The sequence below is a fragment of the Pseudoalteromonas sp. SW0106-04 genome, from assembly GCF_001293805.1.
Lineage (GTDB): Bacteria > Pseudomonadota > Gammaproteobacteria > Enterobacterales > Alteromonadaceae > Pseudoalteromonas > Pseudoalteromonas ruthenica.
The window spans coordinates 64318-84669 of record NZ_BCAI01000011.1 but is presented as its reverse complement, the minus strand read 5'-3'; the positions used below and the strand labels follow the sequence as shown (position 1 = coordinate 84669).

Sequence of the window (20352 nt, the reverse complement as noted above, 5' to 3'; positions counted from 1 at the left end):
TGGCCACTGCAATCGTCTTTAAGCGCCTGCTATGCGGGCGCTTAATATTGCCTTGAGCAAATAAATTTCCCGTTAAGTGAAATGTTTTATTGCTGTCGGAGGTCTTAATGGGCATGGCAGATAAACAAAAGCGCTATGAGGCGCTGGTGCAGGTATACCACAAAGAGCTCTATCGCTTTGCCTATTGGCTTTGCAAAGACCCTAGTGTGGCTGAAGACCTGGTCCAAGAAACTTTTTTACGAGCATGGCGTTCATTAGATTCATTAGTCGATCAGAACGCTGCTAAGTCGTGGCTGTTTACTATTTTGCGACGAGAAAATGCTCGCCGCTTTGAACGCAAGCAGTTTGATTACAGTGATGTCGAACAAGACACCCTCTGCGACGAACGCAGCACTTCTTTAGATGACGAAATGGAAATGACCGTTGTCCAACGACGTATTATGGAGCTTGCGCAAGAATACCGTGAACCGTTAATCCTACAAGTGATTGGTGGCTGCAGCGGCGATGAAATTGCGCAAATCCTCGGCTTAAACAAAAACACGGTTATGACGCGCTTATATCGAGCTAGAAATCAGCTAAAAAGCGCACTCACTCGAACCACTGAACCTATGAAAGGGGCTCCAAATGGATGAATTAGAATTTCGCCGGCGCCTTTTTGCTCATCCAAACACCAAAGACAAGGACGTGCTTGAGTTTGCTGAGCAAAGTCCTGAGCGCAAACAATTAGTTAATGAGTTAAAGCAGCTTGATAAAGAGCTTGTTGAGGCGATGCAAGTACCTGTACCCGATAATTTGGCTGATAAAATTATCTTTAACCAAACCATGGGGGAGCAAAGCGATCAACGCTCGGGCAATAATCCCGCAGCGAAGCAGACTAAACCAAAAACGCCGTGGTATATTGCCATAGCTGCGTCTGTCGTTATCGCCTTTACTGGGCTCTTATATCATCTGATGTCGCCAACGTTATCTATTGGTGAGCACGCTTTGGCGCATGTTTATCATGAAATTGACGCACTGAGTGTAAATGAGGAAATAGCCTTGGATGAGGTCAATTTACGACTCTCTGAGCTTGGCGGCCACCTTGATGAGTTACCTGGGGCTATCACCTACGCTCGTTACTGTAATTTCAAAGGGCAAAAAGGTTTGCACCTAGTTTTTCAATCGGATTTCGGCCCGATGACGGTATTTATCGTCCCCTCTGCGAACGATTATCTCGGTGATGCTCATTTTAATGATCAGCGCTTCGCTGGACGCGTTTCACACTTCCCTCAAGGAGACGCCATACTCGTGGCCATGGCGCAAGCGCCAGTGGATGAATACCAGGCACGAATAAACCAATCTCTGCGTTGGAATTAGGGGTTGCTTAGCGAACTAGGCTTGCTGTTACTAAATACCCTCAACGCTATTTAGGACAATTCAAAGACACAAAAAAGGCCACCGTTTAGGGTGGCCTCTTACTATCTCTAATTCTCAGGGATTAGCCTTCTTGCAACTCTGCCTCAACCTTATCAAAGGTATCTGTCAGTGCTTCGCTGGGCTCTTTAGTCGCCAGCGATACTGCAACAATAGCGATACTCGCAAGAATAAAGCCTGGGACAATTTCATACATCCAGTCGCTTAATGACTGGCCATCAATTGTAACCGGCGCATAAATCCAGAACAGCACCGTAGCCGCACCAACAATCATACCTGCAAGCGCGCCTGGAAGGTTCATGCGGCGCCAATACAAGCTAAATAACACCAACGGACCAAACGCTGCACCAAAACCGGCCCAAGCGTTACTCACCAACGATAAAATCGAGCTATCGCGGTCATATGCAAGGTAGATGGCACACAGTGCAACCAGTAGCACGCTGATGCGACCCACGAGCACAAGCTCCTTTTCTGAAGCATCACGTTTGATATAAATCTTGTAGAAATCTTCTGTCAGTGAGCTGGAACTCACTAATAGCTGCGAGGAAATGGTACTCATGATAGCCGCTAAGATAGCTGCTAATAAGAATCCGGCCACCAGTGGGTGGAATAGCAATTGAGATAAAATGAGGAAAATGGTTTCCGCATCTTCAACGGTAATGCCTTTCTCATAGCTATAAGCAGCACCGCATAAACCTGTTGCCACTGCACCTACCGCAGCAACAATCATCCACGACATACCAATACGGCGCATAACGCGAATATCTTTCAAACCACGAACTGACATAAAGCGTACGATGATATGGGGCTGACCGAAGTAACCCAGACCCCACGCCATAGCCGAAATAATTCCTAGCACTGAGCCGGTACCCACCCACTCAAGCATATCCGGATTTACCTGTTCAAGCGTGGCTGGCAGAGGCTGCTCAAGTAAGGTATAGGTAACAAAAGGCACGATAATGAGCGCTAAGAACATAATGCAGCCTTGCACAAAGTCAGTTAGGCTCACGGCTAAAAAGCCGCCAAATAAGGTATACAATACGACCACGCCGGTGGTCACATATAAGCCCATTTCATAGGATAAACCGAACGAGCTTTCAAACAGTTTACCGCCAGCGACAACGCCTGAAGAGGTATATAAGGTGAAAAACACGATGATCACCACCGCCGACACCACACGCAGCGCGTTTTTGGAATCGTTAAAGCGGTTAGCAAAGTAATCAGGAATGGTTATCGCATCATTGGCCCGCTCGGTATATACACGTAAGCGCGGCGCCACTAATAGGTAGTTAGCCCAAGCACCGATCACCAATCCTATGGCAATCCAGGTAGCACTAAAGCCAGTTAAGAACATAGCTCCAGGCAAGCCCATCAATATCCAACCGCTCATGTCAGAAGCACCTGCAGAAAGCGCTGCGACACTGGGTCTAAGATTACGCCCGCCTAACATGTACCCTGATACATCATCCGTTGATTTCTTGTATGCATACAGACCGATGCCGAGCATAACGATGAAATACAGAGCAAGAGAAATTATCGTACCTACTTCCAATTTAGCCTCCAACTTAGCGCTGAGCTTCACCCCAAAAGCCGCACGAAGCACAGATTGGGCGAAGAATGTTGTTATTATTACTTAGGCGCGTTGACCTTTGCTGCCTGTTTTTGCAGCAAAGGTCAGCATACCCTAACGACGTTGCAGTGTCTTTTTATCACAACGTACGCTCACACCACTATAGCATGGCCCTGACCCGCAACTCCAATTAGTGCGATATCCATACTTATGTATTAAATATTTGATACATATGATGGTTTCAACGTCACATTTGCGCACTTAGCTCACAAAAAAGTATAATTATTAATGAAAACAACCTAGATTTTTCATATATTGTTAAGCAATTAGCAACGTATTTTTGGAAGTGCCAATAAATGAATTTTTACGCTGCGCGTCAGCCCATTCTGGATAGAGAGAAAACACTGGTCGGCTACGAGCTGTTGTTCCGCGATGGCTTAGCCAATGTGTTCCCACAAATCAATGGTGATGAAGCCACCTCCAAGCTTATCGAAGGAAGTCAGTTTACCTTTGGCCTTGAAGAGCTAACCGACAATAAGCCGGCTTATATCAACTTTACTTTGGAAACGCTCAGTAAAGGATATGCCACCATGATGGGCACTGACGAAATTGTCGTTGAAATACTCGAGACCGTGCAGCCTGGCAAACGCCTACTAGCCTTAGTAAAAGACCTCAAAGAGCAAGGCTATACCATTGCCCTTGATGACTATAAGCATCAAAACGTCTGGCGTCACTTCTTCCCTTTTATCGATATTATTAAAATCGACTACCTGGAAAGCAACGAACAAGAAATACAGGAAGTGGTCGCGGCGATTAAAGGCTTTGACAACATCAAGCTGTTGGCTGAGAAAGTAGAAACTTATGAGCAGTATCAGCACGCGCTCGATCTTGGTTTTAGCTACTTCCAAGGCTTCTTCTTCTCTAAGCCTGAGATGGTACAAAGTAAGGCATTGCCGCCCTCGGAGTTGACGCTTGCCGAGTTGCTATACGAAACATCAACCAGTGAAATGGATTTGGAAAAAGTCACTAAAGTGTTTGAACGCGACGTTAACCTCTCTTACAAGTTGTTGCGCTATTCCAATTCCGCCATGTTTAAACGCCGCGCTGAGGTATCCACCATTAAGCAAGCGCTCGTGGTGCTCGGTGCCAAAGAGATTAAAAAGTTTTTATCGCTGCTGTTCACCGCGCAACTGTCTTCAGACAAACCTGCCGAACTGATGCGTTTATCCCTTACCCGCGCCCGTTTTGCCGAGGTATTAGCAGAGCAGCACCAGAATGCAGGTGATCCAGGGCGTGCATTCTTAACCGGCATGATGTCTCTGTTAGACGCGATTTTAGACCAAGATATGGCAGCGGTCGTTGAACGTTTGCCTTTGGCCAATGATATAAAAGCGGCGCTGCGCGACAACGAAGGCGTACTTGCGGGCTATATCACCTTGGTAAAATATTATGAGCACGCCCAGTGGCAACAAGCTAACGCAACAGTAGAAGAAATGAAACTGGATGCCAACAAAGTGCCCGATGCCTATCACGAGGCAATTCATTGGGCCAACGAGCAAATGCAAGCCATTATGTAATAATTGAAAAAGCCGGTAAATTGCCGGCTTTTTTATTATTCGCTGTTCGCGCTAATCGATTAGAGGTTTTCCAAAAAGTCATCGTCGTAGTCTTGCGCTTCAGGCTCTTCCTCTACAGGCGGGTTGCCGTCATGTAGCTCATACAGCTGGCGCTGGTAGTATATATCTTTCATAAAGGTATACGGGTCCAGCGATTCATTTAGCAGGCTCTCTTGGGGGATCAATGAAGCTCGCGCCTCCACGGCCTTCAAAGCAAACACTAAAATAGTTTGCGGTGTGGTCAGAGCGATTTCAGGCAATACCACATTATCAACAATATCGCCGGCTACGTTGCGTGCGGTGCTCGGGCCCATTCCTGGGATCATCACATACGCTCCATCACCGACCCCCCAAACCCCTAAGGTTTGGCCAAAGTCTTCATCAACATACTCCAACCCCAGGGATGAAGCCACGTCAAATAATCCCCCTATACCTACTGTGGTATTGACTAAAAAGCGCGCGATGCTTATGCCGGTATGATCCGCTTTGCCTTGCAGTGCTGCGTTAATAGCATCGGTTGGCGCGCTGATATTGTCGGTAAAGTTCACCACCGAACGACGAACAGGCGCCGGCGTTACTTCCACATAACCCACTGCAACTGGCCGCAAAATGTAAGCATCCAACACATCCATATTAAAGTCATACAATGGTCGGTTCAGGCTTTGTAGCGGATCGCGCGGATCCTCTTTTTCTGGAGGAACCTGGGCACAGGCACTGAGTACTAACGCTACAAGCGTTATAAAAGTCTTCTTTAACATGTCACTTCCTACTGAATCAAAGTGTCGATAAGCACGTCCACTTGCTTCTGTTGCTGCTGGTCAATCACACCAGACTGTCCTTGTAATTCGCCGCTGGCAATGGCGACATCACCATCTTTGGAGATACGAGCAATGATTTGCACTTGCTCAAATTGAGCCAATGTTAATTCCGCCATCATCGCATCCGCTTGCGATAAAGTCACCGTCATTGGCAATGAAAATTCAGAAAAGCGCTTTACTGCCAGAGGCATAGGCGGCCCGGAAGCAGCTTTAGCATAGACAAACAAAATGGCTTGATGGGGAATGCGATCTTTAACTTTATCGCCAAGCGATACAGCAACCGTTATTTCATCACCTGAGCTTTGCTGCGATTGACTAATGCGTTGCGCGATTTCATCGATGCGCTGCGCCACCATGGCATAACGCGGGTCGTCTGGACGCATGGACGATAAAATAAGCTCAAAGGCACTTTTTGCTTCAAGCCAATCTTGGCGTTCATAGGCTATCAGCGCCAACATGGAAATCGCATCCATGTTTTGAGGCTGCTGCTGCAACACTTGCGAGAGTAACTTTGCCGCCTGCGTCATACTGCTATCGTTACCCCGAACCAGTAGCGCCTGTGCGTAGCTGACTTTAGCGCCTAAGTTGTCTGGGTCCATGGCCAATACTTTATCAAAGGCTTGAGTGGCCATTTCAAACTCATCCAAGGTCATAGCAACGCGTCCTAACATTAGCCAGGCAACGGCATCATCGCCGTCTTGTGCTAGGCGGGTGCGAAGCCCGAGTAATAACGCTTGTCGCTCGTTGGCCGACAATGGCTCACCTTTGCCCATCACCGCGCGCTCACCTAACTCAGGCAGTTGTTCAATAGCCTGCTCCCAGCTCTTTAGCTGCTGATAACTGCCAGTAAAGTAGTAAAACACGCCACTAAGGACCACTACAAAGAGCATCCCTGTTAACGCCAAAATACGGTTATTACCTCGGCCATGTAGCTGTTGCTCAGGTGATAAATCATTCAGTAAACGACGCTTCAGCTCAACCATGGACTCGTCAAAACTGCTTTGTGAGATGCGCTCCATGGCGAGTTCGTCTGCAAGCTCTTGCTGACGTTGATTGAAGATGTCGATACGCTGCGCATTCACGCCTGAATTACTCTGTGCCTGAAAACGTCGAAAAAACGGCCAGCAGACAAACGCTAAAGCAATAATAATCAGGGCAGCAAAGCCCCCCCACATAGTAAGCATTACGCTGACTCCTTACGCTGATATTGCTTGATAAGTTGCTGCAGTTTTTGCTCATCGGCCGCTGACCAACTTGCTTTTTGCGCCGCTTTCTTTTGCCGTAAAACAATAAAAGCTAAGCCAGCAATAACGATCAGCCCTGGCAAGATCCATAATAAAATGGTCGCAGGGGTGACTGGCGGCTGATAGTGCACAAAGTAACCATAACGATCAATCATATAATCAATCACTTGGTCTTTATTTTGACCCTCTTTAACGAGCTCTTCGACTTTATCGCGTAAATCTTTGGCCACCACGGCATCAGAGTCAGCGATGTTTTGATTTTGGCACTTTGGACAGCGTAGCTCTTTGGTTAGCTCTGAAAACAGCTGTGCTTGGTCGTCATTAGCAAAATCGTACTTTTCCTCCACAGCAAGTGCTGGCAGCGCCAACATCAGGACTATGGCTAATAGTAAATATCTCATTGCGCCTCCTGCATTAAGGGTGCGAACTTAGCGCGCCACACACGTTGGTTAATGTCGCCGGTATGATGCACAAGCACTTTCCCCTCGCTATTAATGAGGAAGGTTTCGGGCGCGCCTGAAACGCCTAAATCAAGAAGAAATTGGCGGTCTAGATCAAGCATGTTGAATTGATATGGGTCGCCTGCACGAGCCAACATATCACGCACTTCTTGCTGCAAAGCAGCGAGGTTAAATTGACCGTCAAAGTCAGGATCGTAGCCTTGCTCATAATACAAACCAACAATACTAACTCCCTGCTCACGCAACTCGGTCAAATAACCCAGCTCCGCCAAGCAGGTAGGACACCAAGTGCCCCAAACGTTGAGTAAATAGGTTTGCCCTTGCAAGTCGGCATTGGTCCAGCGTTTATCTGGATCCATGAGATCAGGCAAGTCAAAGGCCGGCAAAGGCTGATTCACGCGACCGCTTTGTAATTCGCGCGGATCCGAGAAAAGGCCTTTGAGTAAAAACCCGCATAACAGCACGAAAACTAATAACGGCGTAATCACTATCCACTTTTTACTCATGACTGACCTTCCTTACGCACGCGGCGGCGATAGCGTCTATCGAACAACACAACAAACCCAGCTAAGGAGATTAATATCCCACCTAGCCACATCACCCGCACATAAGGTTTATGGTACAAGCGTAAGGACCAGGCATTACCACTGAGCTGCTCACCAAGGGCCAGGTATAAATCACGAGTAAAACCTGGGTCAACCGCAGCTTCGGTCATAAACTGCATGCCGATGTCATAGCGGCGTTTTTCTGCATGTAATACGGCTTCCACCTCATCGCCATCAAACACAGTGACGACGCCAGCGTGACCGCTGTAATTGGGGCCGCGAATGGCTTTCACACCATCAAAACGGAATTCATAGCCGCCTAAAGCTACTTGTTCACCGGGCTCAACGCGCACGTCTCGTTCGGTGGAATAAGCCGATGTTAGGGTGACCGAGATCACGACAAAGGCAAGACCGACATGGCCAAGCAGCATCGCCCAATAGCTCAGACCGAGGCGCTTAATGCCAGTGGCCACACTGTTTGCTTGTGACACTTTTAACAACAGGTCTTGGGCGCTCATGATTAACACCCACACTCCAAGGCCGGTGGCCAGTAGCGTCAAGGCACTGACGTTATCGAAGCTGCTATACAGCCACACCGTTGTCGCGATCAGTGTCAGGACTAACCCGAGGCCATACTTACGAGCCACTTGGCTAAACTTATTCTGCTTCCAGCGTAGCAGTGGTGCGGCGCCTAATAGCAAGGCAAAAGGCACAATTAAATAACTGAACATCTGATTGAAGAACGGTTCACCAATGGAAATAGAGCCAAGGCCGAGCTCCTTATGCACCATAGGAAGCAAAGTACCAAGCAGGACAATAAGGGTTGCCACCACCAATAAAATATTATTTAGCCACAGTGCCACTTCACGGGAGAATAGGCTGTAACGCCCCTCACTTTGTACCTGCCCTGCACGCAGAGCATACAGCAACAAGCCGCCACCGACGACGATGGCTAAAAACGCCAAAATAAACATACCGCGATCTGGGTCTGACGCGAACGCGTGCACCGAGACGATGATCCCTGAACGCACGATAAAGGTACCCAGTAAGCTCAGCGAGAACGCTGCGATGGCCAATAGCACAGTCCATGACTTAAAGATGCCGCGTTTTTCCGTGGTCGCCAAAGAGTGCAATAATGCGGTGGCCACCAGCCACGGCATCAGTGAGGCGTTCTCTACTGGGTCCCAGAACCACCAACCCCCCCAGCCGAGTTCAGCATAAGCCCACCAGCTACCAATAGTGATACCGAGAGTCAAAAAGCCCCAGGCAGCCATCGTCCAAGGACGAGACCACTTGGCCCACAAATTATCTAGCTGACCGGTCAACAGTGCGGCAATAGCAAATGAGAAAGAGACAGATAAACCCACATAGCCCATATACAGCAATGGCGGGTGAATAATCATGCCAGGGTCTTGCAGCAAAGGATTAAGATCGCGCCCTTCTACTGGAAAGTAAGGTAATAAGCGTTCAAACGGGCTCGACATCAATAAGGTATAAAGCATAAAGCCAACCGCTAAGAACCCAAGTACGCCGAGCACCCGTGCCCGCAGCGGCCATGGCAACGATTTAGACATCAGCGCCACTGCGGCTGTCCAACCCGCTTGCATGACCAGCCATAATAAAATAGCGCCTTCATGGCCACCCCAAGTCGAGGTTATTTTGTAATACCAAGGTAGCGTGCTACTGGAGTGGTAAGCAACGTAGGCGACAGTAAAGTCATCGGTGACACTGGCGTAAATAAGAGCCGCGAAAGAGAGCAGAACAAAAATGAATTGGCCCACGGCCAACGACGGAGCTGCACGCATTAACCTGAGATTACCGGTATGCGCACCCCACAAAGGAAATATAAACAACAGTACACACAGCACCATTGCTAAGGTTAGGGAAAAGTACCCGAGCTCTGGAATCATAATTTAGTTGCCGTAATTGCTATTGTATTTAGGTTTCTCGTGTTTGATACCCTTCACCGCTTCTGCCACTTCCTCTGGCATGTACTCTTCATCGTGCTTGGCGAGTACCTCGAATGCCTCAACCACATCGGTCTGCACTAAGGTGCCCTGGGCTACGATGCCTTGGCCTTCACGGAATAAGTCCGGCAAGATGCCTTTGTAACGGATGGTAACCATAGGGCCACTGTCGATCAGTTTAAACTCTACAAATAGCGAGTTTTCGTCGCGCTTAACTGAGCCTGGCACCACCATGCCGCCAATCCGTAGTTTTTGGCCAATACTGGGTTTTTCCAAATCTTTACCCTTGCCTTCAATCAGCTCACTGGGGGTATAGAAAAGGTTAATGTTCTCTTGCAACGCATACAGAGTAAGCCCCACCGCCGATGATAAACCGAGTAATAAGGCAATAATGGTGATTAAGCGTTTTTTGCGTCTTGGGTTCATAGTGACGACTCCTGCTGCGAGCGTTTCGCCCTCTCAATACGTTGCTCTCGTGCGCTTTGAGCGGCAACCTGCTTGAGCACGTTACGTTTCTCTAATAGCGAGGTCACTAAAAGCGCAATCAAAATAAATGCACAGCTGCCGAAGGAAAGCCATACATAAAAGCCATACCCACCCATGGCGAGAAATTCAGAAAAACTATTAAACTCCATGTTTTGCTCCTGTGGCGAGTGCTCTCACCCATGGTCGATGTTGTTCACTTTTTAACAGCTCCGTTTTCAAACGGATCAACGTTGCCCAGCCTAGAAAACCAGCAAAAGCGACAATATTAACCATTAACGGCCAAAACATACTTGGGTCGATGGCAGAGGTATCAAATTTGGTAATGGTTGAGCCCTGGTGCAGGGTATTCCACCACTCGACTGAGAAGTGAATAATGGGTAAGTTGACCACTCCGACAAGGGCCAAAATAGACGCTGCCTTGCCTCCAGCACGTTTGTCCTCAAAGGCATGGTACAAAGACAAGACCCCTAGGTATAAAAACAACAGGATGAGCTCTGAGGTTAAGCGCGCATCCCATACCCACCAAGTACCCCACATAGGTTTACCCCACGCGGCGCCGGTCAATAATGCGATCACTGTCATTGCCGCACCCACCGGCGCTATAGCAATCACCGCCAGTTGGGCATTGCGAATTTGCCATACTAACGCGACGATGGCGGCAATGGCCATCGACGAATAAGCACCCATCGACCAAATAGCCGACGGTACATGAATGAAGATAATGCGATAGCTGTCTTTTTGTTGGTAATCGGCCGGCGCATAAGCCAACCCCCAAACCCAACCTAAGATCATGCATATCACGGTAACCACTGCAAAAAACGGCAACAGTGTGTTACACAGCGTGTAGGCCCGCTCGGCCTTGGCATAGGGATGTAACCACTTCCACATACTAGTTAATACTCACTTTCAATGCTGATGAAACGGCAATAGGCGCAAGCACAATGGCGACGGTAAGAAATGCACCTAAGATTGCGAGCTGACCGCCATACGCCAACGACATGCTGGCTGTATCAATGGCGGAAGTCGCAAAAATCAATACGGGAATGTACAGCGGTAAGACCAACAAACTGAGTAACACTCCCCCTTTTTGCAAACCCACGGTTAACCCCGCGCCGATCGCCCCGATCAAGCTTAATAATGGAGTACCGATAAGCAACGTTAACAACGTTGCATTGAGGGCCTGCATTTCTAAATTCATTAGTAATGCGAACAGTGGTGTTAATAACACCATTGGCAAGCCTGTAATGGTCCAATGCGCTGCAATTTTTGCCGACACACTCAGCGACAAAGGGAATGGCGACAATAATAACTGCTCCAAAGTACCATCTAGGTAATCATCTCGGAACATTTTATCCAGACCCAACATCGTCGCTAGTAAAGCAGCGACCCAAATAATACCCGGCGCCATACGTGCCAATAAGTTTGGCTCAGGACCTACGCCAAGTGGGAACAGTGTAATCACGATTAAGAAAAACAGCAGCGGATTAACAATATCGCTGCGCTGGCGAAAAGCAAGACGCACATCTTTTTTATATACGCTGGCCCAAACTCGCCAGTAGGAGTGCTGCTGAATCATTAAATGCGATACTCCAACTGCAACTTACTGAGGTGTGAAAAGTGTGCGGTCAAATCTTGGTGACTGGTGAGTAAAATCGCCCCTTGTTGGGCTAAATGCTGAGCGAAACGCTGTTGCAATAATGCCACGCCTTTTTTATCTACGGCAGTGAATGGCTCATCTAAAAACCACAGTTTGGCATCATTGAGCCACAACCGAGCCAATGCAACACGGCGCTGTTGGCCAGCTGATAATTGTCGCACCGGAACATCTTCTAGTCCTACTAAGCCAAGATTGCTCAGCACATCATAAATATTGAGGTCGGTTTTCAGTCCGTGAGTATCAAGCCAGAACTGACAATTTTCTAATGCATTTAACTGTGTGTTTACACCTGTTTTATGGCCAATAAACAACACTTGTTGCGCATAGTTTTCGTAGTCACGGCGAATACACGTTTGCATAAAGCGCACTTGCCCTTGCATAGGCTCTGAAAAGCCCGCCAAAATGCGCAATAAAGAGGTTTTCCCAGCCCCATTAGGCCCCTCTAACTGCATGATCTCCCCAGCGTTTATTGAAAAGCTAAGGTCTTCAAACAGGCATCGCTCTTGCTTAATGCAAGTGACTGCGTCAACGTGTAACACGAACAGACATTCTCAGTGCTTAAAATTGGGCGATAGTCTACCATAATGCTATGCTAATGCGAAAAATTGCGGGCAAAACTTTGATCTTGTTTCGGGGGTAATATGTCGGGCCCATCTGCCCCTTTAATTCATCACACACAAACGCTGAGCATCGCTGGCGATACGCAGCAGGCTAAGACACTCACGCTGCCCACTGAGCAGCCCTTGGCGGTTAAAAATGTTCATATCAGCGCTGACAAAGCAACAATGCAAGTTCAGCTGCAAGGTCAATGGCGTACCCTCGAGGTTCCCCTGCAATCAGCACCAAAGGGGCCGCTACCATTAACTATTGAGCAAGGCACCGTACAACTTAATGCTCAAGGACAACTGCAATTAACGCCCAGCAAAACCTCGCTGCCGCTTGGCTCCGCTCAGGATATAATGCGTTTGCTTGGCGCAGCCTTAAGCAATGGTCAGGGCCAAATTGTAAGCCCAACGCGTTTGGCGCTAACAGTGCAATTAACTGACAAAGCAGCGTTATCAATACCGGCGCTTAATGCCAGTTTGCATCTAAATAAATCCAGTGCCGAGATAATTAATGCTCAGCCATCGCCGACATCCTTGGTCGTTCAGTTAGTGAAAGGAAAGATTCAGGCCCACTTACCGCTTAGTGGAGGGAGCCAATTACCACTGCCGATGAGCCAACAAAAGCTCGTTGCCATGCTGCTAAAGACGCCGATGAACTTGCAGTTGTTACCACGTCCCGATGGCAAGCATGCTCAGCTCAACCTGGTCGGTGGCCAAGCGAATAAAGCCATATTGACCTTGCCGATAAACCGAACCGTATCGGCTCAACTGCCAACTCAGGGCCTCACAACAAGCCTGGGGGGGGCGCCAACATCACCTGCGTTACAACTCAAACTGCAATTGCCGCGTATTGACTTACACGTTGCCCGCCCACAAGTGATTGTGGACACTCAAAGCACCGCCACTGCCTCCTCGGCAACACAGCAACTCGGTGATAGGCCGGTAACAGAGAACAAAGCAAGCACCTCGTTATGGCAGCATGCTAAGCAACAATTACAGTCTTGGCAGCAAGGGCGAAGTGCGCCAAGTATCAATTCACTCGCAAGTGCTCAGCAGTTATTACAAAGTACTGCAAAACCACTACTGAGTACGGTGTTATTTGATACGCCGAAAAAGCTTGAACCGGTGTCTCTCAGCGCCTTTAATGGCGCGGCAAGACACAACGCCATGGCGCAACCATTAAACCCAAGCGTTGAGGTGAGCGCCTTGCTTAATACCCTTCGCAATCAATCGCCGCTATTAGCATTAACCGCACAGATGCAACACACGGTAAAAGCGACCTTGGTGTCTGGGGCTGCTACAGAAACGGTATCAGGGGCACAACAAGTACTCTCCTTGCCTCTCAGTAAGGCGTTAATGGCACCACTAATAAAGCCTTACACAGCACAGCATAGCTTGACCCATCACCTTGCCAATCTAGACACTCTGGTGCAAAACGCGCCTAAAGATCTACAGCAACTCGTCAATCAAGCTTTTAGTAAAATGGTTGGACCGCATACCCCGCCAGCCAACACAGTCAATCAGTTGCAAGCCCAATTGCAGCCTTGGTCACAGCCTATTAGCCAATACCGTGCAAGCGTCACAGCTCAAATCGATACTCTTTTGCTATCACTGTTGGGCGCTCAGAGCCTGCAACAGCTGCCAAGCACCATGGCTCCTCACAGCCAAAGCGCCTTGATGCCACTGATAAACCTACTTTTAGCCCAAACACCGCAAGCGCCAGCGTCTGCTGCTGAGCAAGTATTACAGCAACTGCAAAGTGCGGGAGCGCAAGCATTAGGCGGCGATTTGGCAGCCATTAAACAAAGTATGACGCCACAGTCCAGCGCTCCACAATTAACAACGCAGCAAGATTCTAACCCTTTGGTACAGCTGTTTTTACCTATGCGCTTGCCACCTGAAGCAGGACAAACGCAGCTAAGTATTGGTCGCTACAAAGAAAAGAGCCAACAAGGTAAAGGCGAAGACGTGTGGTTTGTGCGTATGCAATTTGACTACCCGAAATTGGGAGAGCTCAGTGTGCAGGCGCACTTGTGTAAGCAAACCCTCAATTGTGAACTTCGCGCCAGCTCTCAGGCTTTGCACCACCTTGCCAACGAACACAGTGAAACACTAAGACGCAAGCTGCAAAGTCACGGCCTCGGTGTTGCGCCCATTAAGGTTGAGCAGGTGAGTGAACAACAAGTACAACAGTGGCGGCAGTTTTATCGCCGTCATAGTATCGTTAATTTAAAGGTGTAGTATGACATCATCGACTCAACGCAGTGCCATTGGACTGCTCTACGAGCATGGCAGTGCGCCAACCGTATCAAGCAAAGGGTTTGGCGAGTTAGCCGAGCACATTATCGAAGCAGCGCAAGAACAAGGCATCTTAATTCACCAAGATGCTGATTTAGCGAAGACCTTAGAAAAGCTCGATCAAGGCCAAGAAATCCCCAAAGAGCTTTATTATGTGATTGCTGAGCTTATTGCCTTTTCCTATGTATTACGTGGGAAATTTCCACCTGGGTGGCAGAACTTTAGCAATAAGCTCAATGTGAAAGCTTAATTTTTCTGATGCAGTGAGAACAGTAACTCAGCTTCTGCCCGAGGTAGCTCACATTCGCTCATGACTTCTTCCATGGGCGCACCTAGCTCAATCATTTTTACTGCTCGAGAGTAGATTCGCGCTTGCGGGTCTGCTTCACGAATAGTGTCTTGCTGTTGCGCCACTTCTTCGGTGCGCTGTTGAATTTGGCCAATACGGTTGCTCATATTTGCCAATGCTGTGCGCAACTCACTGACCTCCGCACGCAAAATTTGCGTTTGTGATGACGCCTGTTTTTCAGTATCCATGTTTTGTCGCAGCGCCCGCATTTGCCGCGCTAATTGCGACGTACGTAACCACAACACTATTACTAAAACCGCCAGCAATAACACTATGCTAGCGGCTATCATATACAGCAGATTCGGGTCTTTCATTACTTAGATATTACTTAACTCGTCCCACTCTTCATCACTGAGTAGTTTGTTTAGATCCACCAAAATCAGTAACTCACCGTCACGGTTTGAGACCCCTTGGATAAACTTAGCACTCTCTTCTGTGCCAATGTTGGGCGCACTGTCGATTTCGGAGCTGCGCAGATACACCACCTCAGCGACCGAGTCGACCAAAATACCAATAACCTGCTTTTCCGCCTCGATGATCACAATACGAGAGTTGTCAGTGACTTCAGCGTCAACCAACCCAAAGCGTGAACGGGTATCAATCACGGTAACCACGTTGCCCCGCAAGTTAATAATACCCAGGACATAACTGGGTGCACCGGGCACGGGCGCGATTTCGGTATAACGAAGTACTTCTTGTACCTGCATCACATTGATACCATAGGTCTCTTCCTCTAACCGGAAGGTGACCCATTGCAGTACCTCATCACTGCTGTCTACATCTTTCGCTGATACTATTCTTTCTTCGCTCATACTTAGCTCCATAACGCCGTCTGTCATGAATCGGCCTTGGTTACCAATTAGTTTGTGCCTGATTACTCAGCCTGACTGTCTAACCCTTGCTCTAAAAGCAGTTGCAGGTTATCCACATCAATTAAAGCACACATTTTTTCTTTTATAACCCCAGCAAGCCACGGACGCTTACCATGGCTTTGTCGCCACTTTACGTCTTCACTTTTCAGGGTTACATTGTTGATCAAATTCTCAGCGGCTAATCCCCACTGAGATTCTCCAAGCATTATCACATACTTATAGTTTAATGCCTGTTCCAAGTTTTTGTCATATTTTTCTGGCATTACCCAGCGGGCAGTGTCCACAAGGCTAACTTTTTCATCGCGGTTTAACATCACCCCTTTAAACCAAGGTGGTTTCCCGAATAATTGGTTTACTTCACCAATCTGGTGAATACCACCGAGAGATTTCAGAGGCACTGCTAATAGCAAACCAGCCACGTCAAAAAACAGCGCCTGAAATTCGCCCTGCATATATTCTTCTCGCGCCGCCTGTGGCGCGCGCAGCTGAGTGCCAGAGGATGCAGGTTTTGCCTTATTAATTGCCCGAGCAATATCCTCAACGTGCGTACTGGATTGCTGTTGCTGTTGCTGTTGCTGTTGCTGTTGCTGTTGCTGTTGCTGTTGCTGTTGCTGTTGCTGTTGCTCGCGAGCCTGTGCTTGCTGCTCTGCCTGCGCAAGTAACTTTTCAAGTGGCTCAAGTTTATTTGCCTCAGGGGATTCAGTGATGACCGGCTTAGCTACCCGCCTAGGCTCTGCTTCTTCTTTAAGTAGCGCGCTGAGGTACTCCTTCATCACCTTTTCATTAGGGCCACTCATGCATCCACCTGCTTGTTTTGCAAATAGTCTAACAGCGCACGATAGGCTTGTACGCCTCGCGCCTTAGCACAGTGCTTACTAGGCACCTGCTGCGCAAGGCTGGCATCGCGAAACTTGGTATCAATGGGGATCACGCCCGGCCAAACACTGTCATGATACGTAGCGCGCAGTTTTTTGTATGCATCCAAAGAGGCATTGGTGCGCTTATCATACATAGTCGCGACCACCGTGTATTGATAGCTATAGGTTTGTGCACTTTGCTGCATCAGCTCCATGGTGCGCATCATGCGATCTAGTCCTTTGAGCGCAAGAAATTCAGTTTGCACAGGTATGAGCACGCGCTCGCTTGCTGCCAACGCGTTCACCATTAACACCCCAAGTACCGGCGGACAATCGAGAATGGCATAGTCATAATGTTCGCTGATTTTCGCTAATACCTTTTTAAGTATTAACCCCATGCCGTTTTTATTACCCATGCTTCTATCAAGCGTGGCAATGGCCATGGTAGCAGGCAGAATATCAATATTTTCGACACCGGATGGACACAGCGATTGCAGTATTTCCTCGCTCGCCATATTTTTACCGCGAGTGAAAACATCGTAAGCACTCACTTCGATGGCCTCTGAATCTATACCAAAATAGTAGGTAAGCGACGCGTGAGGGTCAGTATCAATTAATAAGACACGCTTTCCTTGTTCAGCCAATAGACCACCTAAAGACACCGTTGTGGTGGTTTTACCCACCCCGCCTTTTTGGTTCGCGACCGTCCATACCTTCATTATTGCTGTTCCTCATTGCGCGTCGTAATACGAATACCGCCATGGGGTAGTTGTATTATTTTTATTGTATTGTCAGTGCTTGGCAGCTCTTGCTCCACTGCGGGCTCAACTGATTCAACGGCACCGTCTTGTTGCGAAGCCTCTTGCAGTGGCAAGGCAAACTTTGAAATTGCGATGACCACTTTACGATTTTGCGCCCGCCCTTGGGCAGTATCATTGTCAGCAAAAGGGGTGTACTGTCCATACCCTTCCAACGCCATTCGCGCAGGGTTTATGCCCAGGGTTTGCAACTCTTTGACTACGGCCGCTGCACGGGCCGCTGATAACTGCCAATTGGAGCGGAACATTTCGTTATTGATACTGCGGTCATCGGTATAGCCACGCACACGCAAGTAATTGCGCATTGGCGAAATAATCTCAGCAATACGAGCCACCACTTGTTCGGCACGATTCGTCACCGTGGCGCTGGCGCTTGGAAAAAGCAGCCCCGAACTCATCTCAATAGTAAGCCAGTTCTCATTCAGTTGGAGCTGTGCATCACCTTGGCGAATTTCGTTAAGCAAAGTGCCAGTTAACTTATCTAACAAAGTTTCTAAAGGCTCTCCGAGCTCTTTTTGCTCGATCAGACTCACGTCTGCTTGCTCTGGAATCAACTTTGAGCCACGAATAGGCTCTTTGACAATACTTTCACCTTCTAACACATTCTCATTAACAGGCAGTGGTTGTTGCAACACACCGTCCCCTGTGGATTGCTGCTGCTCAGTTAATATGGGTTGAGTCACTTGGGTAGCACGGTCAAAAAATTGCTCCAAAGTCTGCGAGAAAATAGCAAACTCCTCATCTTTTTTATTAATAGCAATCGCGTACATGACCACAAACAAGGCGAACATAATGGTCATATAGTCAGCGTAAGAAACGAGCCAACGGTGGGTGTGTTGCGACTCCTTTACATGACCTCGGCGGTGACGAATACGCATCATATTAGTACCCTGCACTAACATGGCGCTCAGCGCAGTAAGCCTCGAGTTTCAACTCTATATTTGCGGGTGTCTCTCCCTGCTGCATTGCCATGATGCCCTCAGCGATGAGCTCATGATAGAGCATTTTTTCTTCAATCACTTGCTTTAGCTTGTTGGCAACGGGCAGGAATAACAAGTTGGCAAAGCCCACACCATAAATCGTGGCCAAAAACGCGGTGGCGACCCCTGCACCCAATTTATCGGGTTCGCTAATGTATGCCATCGCCTGAATGAGCCCGAGCACAGCCCCTAAAATACCAATGGTCGGCGCATATCCTCCCATGGCCTCGTAAACCCGAGCTGCATCTAGCAACCGCTCGCGCTCTAACATAAGCTCGATTTCTAGGGTGTCACGCAAGCGCTGCTCATGAGAGCCATCAATCAGCAAGCTTAAGCCTTTAGCGGCATAAGGATCTTCACTTACGAGTGCTTGTTCCTCAAGAGCCAGGTATCCTTTTTGACGTGCGGTACTGGCCCACGATTTAATTTGCTCAATCCCAGCTTGAGTATCATAAAAAGGGGGAACAAATACCCACTTAAAGACTCCCAAGGCCTTTTTGAAGGTCGCTAGTTGCGATTGCAACATCACGGCACCTAAAGTGCCACCAAGGACAATGATCAATGCCGGTCCATCAATCAGCCCTGAAACCATACCGCCCTCGAGGCTATAGCCTAAGGTAATGGCGATAATGGCAACAGCAAGGCCAATTATGGAAAGTTTATCCACAGCCGACTTCCTTGAGTAAATGCGCGGCAACATCGTCAAGAGCCACTTGGTGATCATGCAAACCGGCGCTGGCTATCGCTTGCGGCATGCCATACACGACACAAGACTGCTCGTCTTGTGCCCAAACCCGTGAGCCTGATTGTTTAAGCATCCGCGCACCTTCGCGACCATCAGCACCCATGCCGGTCAGCACAATGGCTAATACATCACCGCCGAATGCTTTTGCGCTACTGGCAAAAGTAACATCAACACTAGGTTTATAAGTAATTCTTGGGTTGTCGTCTTGAAATACCTTCAGGGTTTGCTGTTGAGCGCGGCCATCAAACATCATTTGCTGACCACCGGGTGCAAGGTACGCTGTTCCAGGTTGTAAACGGTCTCCCTGTTGCGCTTCTTTCACCTTGATTTTGCAAAGGTTATTCAAACGCTGCGCAAATGCAGGAGTGAATGCCGCCGGCATATGCTGAATAAGCAAAATAGGATGAGGAAAATTGGCTGGCAGCTTGGTCAGAATTGTTTGCAGCGCCACAGGCCCCCCGGTAGAGGTGCCGATAGCCACTAGCTTGTACTTTTTGCCGCTGGGCTTGAATTGGCTGGCGCTTTGAGGCCGAGTCGACGCTCCTTGGTTAAAGCTTCTATCAAGTTGCGCTGAACTGCGTGTCGTGACACTGGGGCGCGCTGGTGATGATGCCGTTGTCGATGTCGTTGGGCGATTAAAACGCGAAAGGCGACGGCGTCCTAGCTCGCGCACTTTTTGTCTAAGTATCTCAATCGCATCTTGGTTGTTGCGCGCGATATCTTCAAACTTTTTCGGTAAGAAATCCAATGCCCCAGCATCAAGTGCATCCAGTGTGGCGCTGGCTCCTTCACGCGTCAGTGAGGAAAACATAAGAATAGGTGTTGGCGATTTCGCCATGATTTGTTTCACTGCAGAAATACCATCTAACACTGGCATTTCCACATCCATGGTGATCACATCTGGGCGTAACTTAACTGCTTTTTCCACCGCATCAGCGCCATTGACAGCTGCGTCAATGACTTCGATATTGGCATCACCTTCAAGAATTTCAGTAACCCGGCGACGAAAAAAGCTTGAGTCGTCAACTATTAGAACTTTGACAGCCATTTA

Annotated in this window: 23 protein-coding genes; 5 read left to right on the top strand and 18 right to left on the bottom strand. The window is 48.4% G+C overall.

The features are described 5' to 3' along the window. The first annotated feature begins 107 nt into the window (after positions 1-107). Together W04_RS13250 and W04_RS13245 are read left to right on the top strand one after the other, a co-directional pair. Complete coding sequence (locus W04_RS13250) at positions 108-632, top strand: sigma-70 family RNA polymerase sigma factor (protein WP_257220993.1); 525 nt, start codon at positions 108-110, stop codon at positions 630-632. After that, positions 625-1356 (top strand): DUF3379 family protein, encoded by a 732-nt coding sequence (locus W04_RS13245; protein WP_053911153.1) that lies wholly within the window; start codon positions 625-627, stop codon positions 1354-1356. Before W04_RS13250 ends, W04_RS13245 begins: the two co-directional genes overlap by 8 nt. A gap of 121 nt (positions 1357-1477) precedes the next feature. Here W04_RS13245 and putP read toward each other — a convergent pair whose 3' ends face one another. Next, positions 1478-2965: a sodium/proline symporter PutP gene (gene putP, locus W04_RS13240; protein WP_053911206.1), complete on the bottom strand. Its 1488-nt coding sequence runs from the start codon at positions 2963-2965 to the stop codon at positions 1478-1480. Between the two features lie 374 nt (positions 2966-3339). Here putP and W04_RS13235 point away from each other — a divergent pair, with 374 nt between their 5' ends. Beyond that, positions 3340-4560, top strand: coding sequence for an EAL and HDOD domain-containing protein (locus W04_RS13235; RefSeq protein WP_053911152.1), 1221 nt, complete (start codon positions 3340-3342; stop codon positions 4558-4560). A gap of 59 nt (positions 4561-4619) precedes the next feature. On the opposite strand, the gene W04_RS13230 is transcribed toward W04_RS13235, so the two are convergent. From W04_RS13230 to ccmA, 10 genes are read right to left on the bottom strand one after another with little or no spacing between them, the layout of a single operon-like run. Continuing rightward, positions 4620-5357, bottom strand: coding sequence for a VacJ family lipoprotein (locus W04_RS13230; protein WP_053911151.1), 738 nt, complete (start codon positions 5355-5357; stop codon positions 4620-4622). Between the two features lie 8 nt (positions 5358-5365). Then, a complete protein-coding gene (gene ccmI, locus W04_RS13225; protein WP_053911150.1) occupies positions 5366-6601 on the bottom strand; it encodes a c-type cytochrome biogenesis protein CcmI in 1236 nt (411 codons plus the stop codon). Further along, complete coding sequence (locus tag W04_RS13220) at positions 6601-7062, bottom strand: cytochrome c-type biogenesis protein (protein WP_022944764.1); 462 nt, start codon at positions 7060-7062, stop codon at positions 6601-6603. Before W04_RS13220 ends, ccmI begins: the two co-directional genes overlap by 1 nt. Next, complete coding sequence (locus W04_RS13215; RefSeq protein WP_045979862.1) at positions 7059-7628, bottom strand: redoxin family protein; 570 nt, start codon at positions 7626-7628, stop codon at positions 7059-7061. The genes W04_RS13220 and W04_RS13215 overlap by 4 nt, the downstream gene beginning before the upstream one ends. After that, positions 7625-9577 (bottom strand): heme lyase CcmF/NrfE family subunit, encoded by a 1953-nt coding sequence (locus W04_RS13210; RefSeq protein ID WP_053911149.1) that lies wholly within the window; start codon positions 9575-9577, stop codon positions 7625-7627. The genes W04_RS13215 and W04_RS13210 overlap by 4 nt, the downstream gene beginning before the upstream one ends. 3 nt (positions 9578-9580) lie before the next feature. Further along, positions 9581-10060, bottom strand: a complete 480-nt coding sequence (gene ccmE / locus W04_RS13205) for a cytochrome c maturation protein CcmE (protein ID WP_022944767.1) — start codon at positions 10058-10060, stop codon at positions 9581-9583. Continuing rightward, complete coding sequence (ccmD, locus tag W04_RS13200) at positions 10057-10269, bottom strand: heme exporter protein CcmD (RefSeq protein WP_022944768.1); 213 nt, start codon at positions 10267-10269, stop codon at positions 10057-10059. Before ccmD ends, ccmE begins: the two co-directional genes overlap by 4 nt. Beyond that, entirely contained in the window at positions 10259-11008 is a 750-nt protein-coding gene (locus tag W04_RS13195) for a heme ABC transporter permease (protein ID WP_022944769.1), read from the bottom strand. Before W04_RS13195 ends, ccmD begins: the two co-directional genes overlap by 11 nt. Position 11009: 1 nt before the next feature. Then, complete coding sequence (ccmB, locus tag W04_RS13190; protein ID WP_022944770.1) at positions 11010-11696, bottom strand: heme exporter protein CcmB; 687 nt, start codon at positions 11694-11696, stop codon at positions 11010-11012. Next, on the bottom strand, positions 11696-12316 hold the full coding sequence (gene ccmA / locus W04_RS13185) for a cytochrome c biogenesis heme-transporting ATPase CcmA (protein WP_082342237.1): 621 nt from the start codon (positions 12314-12316) through the stop codon (positions 11696-11698). Before ccmA ends, ccmB begins: the two co-directional genes overlap by 1 nt. 102 nt (positions 12317-12418) lie before the next feature. Between ccmA and W04_RS13180 the strand changes: the two genes are divergently transcribed. Together W04_RS13180 and W04_RS13175 are read left to right on the top strand one after the other, a co-directional pair. Next, positions 12419-14623, top strand: coding sequence for a flagellar hook-length control protein FliK (locus W04_RS13180; RefSeq protein ID WP_053911147.1), 2205 nt, complete (start codon positions 12419-12421; stop codon positions 14621-14623). 1 nt (position 14624) lies between these two features. Next, positions 14625-14930, top strand: coding sequence for an EscU/YscU/HrcU family type III secretion system export apparatus switch protein (locus tag W04_RS13175; RefSeq protein ID WP_053911146.1), 306 nt, complete (start codon positions 14625-14627; stop codon positions 14928-14930). On the opposite strand, the gene W04_RS13170 is transcribed toward W04_RS13175, so the two are convergent. The 7 genes from W04_RS13170 to W04_RS13140 form a co-directional block, all read right to left on the bottom strand. Then, on the bottom strand, positions 14927-15343 hold the full coding sequence (locus W04_RS13170) for a DUF2802 domain-containing protein (protein WP_022944774.1): 417 nt from the start codon (positions 15341-15343) through the stop codon (positions 14927-14929). The genes W04_RS13175 and W04_RS13170 overlap by 4 nt on opposite strands. A gap of 3 nt (positions 15344-15346) precedes the next feature. After that, positions 15347-15841 (bottom strand): chemotaxis protein CheW, encoded by a 495-nt coding sequence (locus W04_RS13165; protein ID WP_022944775.1) that lies wholly within the window; start codon positions 15839-15841, stop codon positions 15347-15349. A 62-nt stretch (positions 15842-15903) separates the two neighbouring features. Then, positions 15904-16698 carry a chemotaxis protein CheW gene (locus W04_RS13160; protein WP_053911145.1) on the bottom strand — a complete coding sequence of 265 codons (795 nt, stop codon included), beginning with the start codon at positions 16696-16698 and terminating at the stop codon, positions 15904-15906. Then, the gene (locus W04_RS13155) at positions 16695-17477 is read right to left on the bottom strand and encodes a ParA family protein (protein ID WP_022946899.1); all 783 of its coding nucleotides are present in this window, start codon (positions 17475-17477) and stop codon (positions 16695-16697) included. The genes W04_RS13160 and W04_RS13155 overlap by 4 nt, the downstream gene beginning before the upstream one ends. After that, positions 17477-18457: an OmpA family protein gene (locus W04_RS13150; protein ID WP_053911205.1), complete on the bottom strand. Its 981-nt coding sequence runs from the start codon at positions 18455-18457 to the stop codon at positions 17477-17479. Before W04_RS13150 ends, W04_RS13155 begins: the two co-directional genes overlap by 1 nt. A gap of 1 nt (position 18458) precedes the next feature. Next, complete coding sequence (locus W04_RS13145; protein ID WP_045978608.1) at positions 18459-19223, bottom strand: flagellar motor protein; 765 nt, start codon at positions 19221-19223, stop codon at positions 18459-18461. Beyond that, a complete protein-coding gene (locus W04_RS13140; protein WP_053911144.1) occupies positions 19216-20349 on the bottom strand; it encodes a chemotaxis response regulator protein-glutamate methylesterase in 1134 nt (377 codons plus the stop codon). The genes W04_RS13145 and W04_RS13140 overlap by 8 nt, the downstream gene beginning before the upstream one ends. Positions 20350-20352 lie beyond the last annotated feature (3 nt).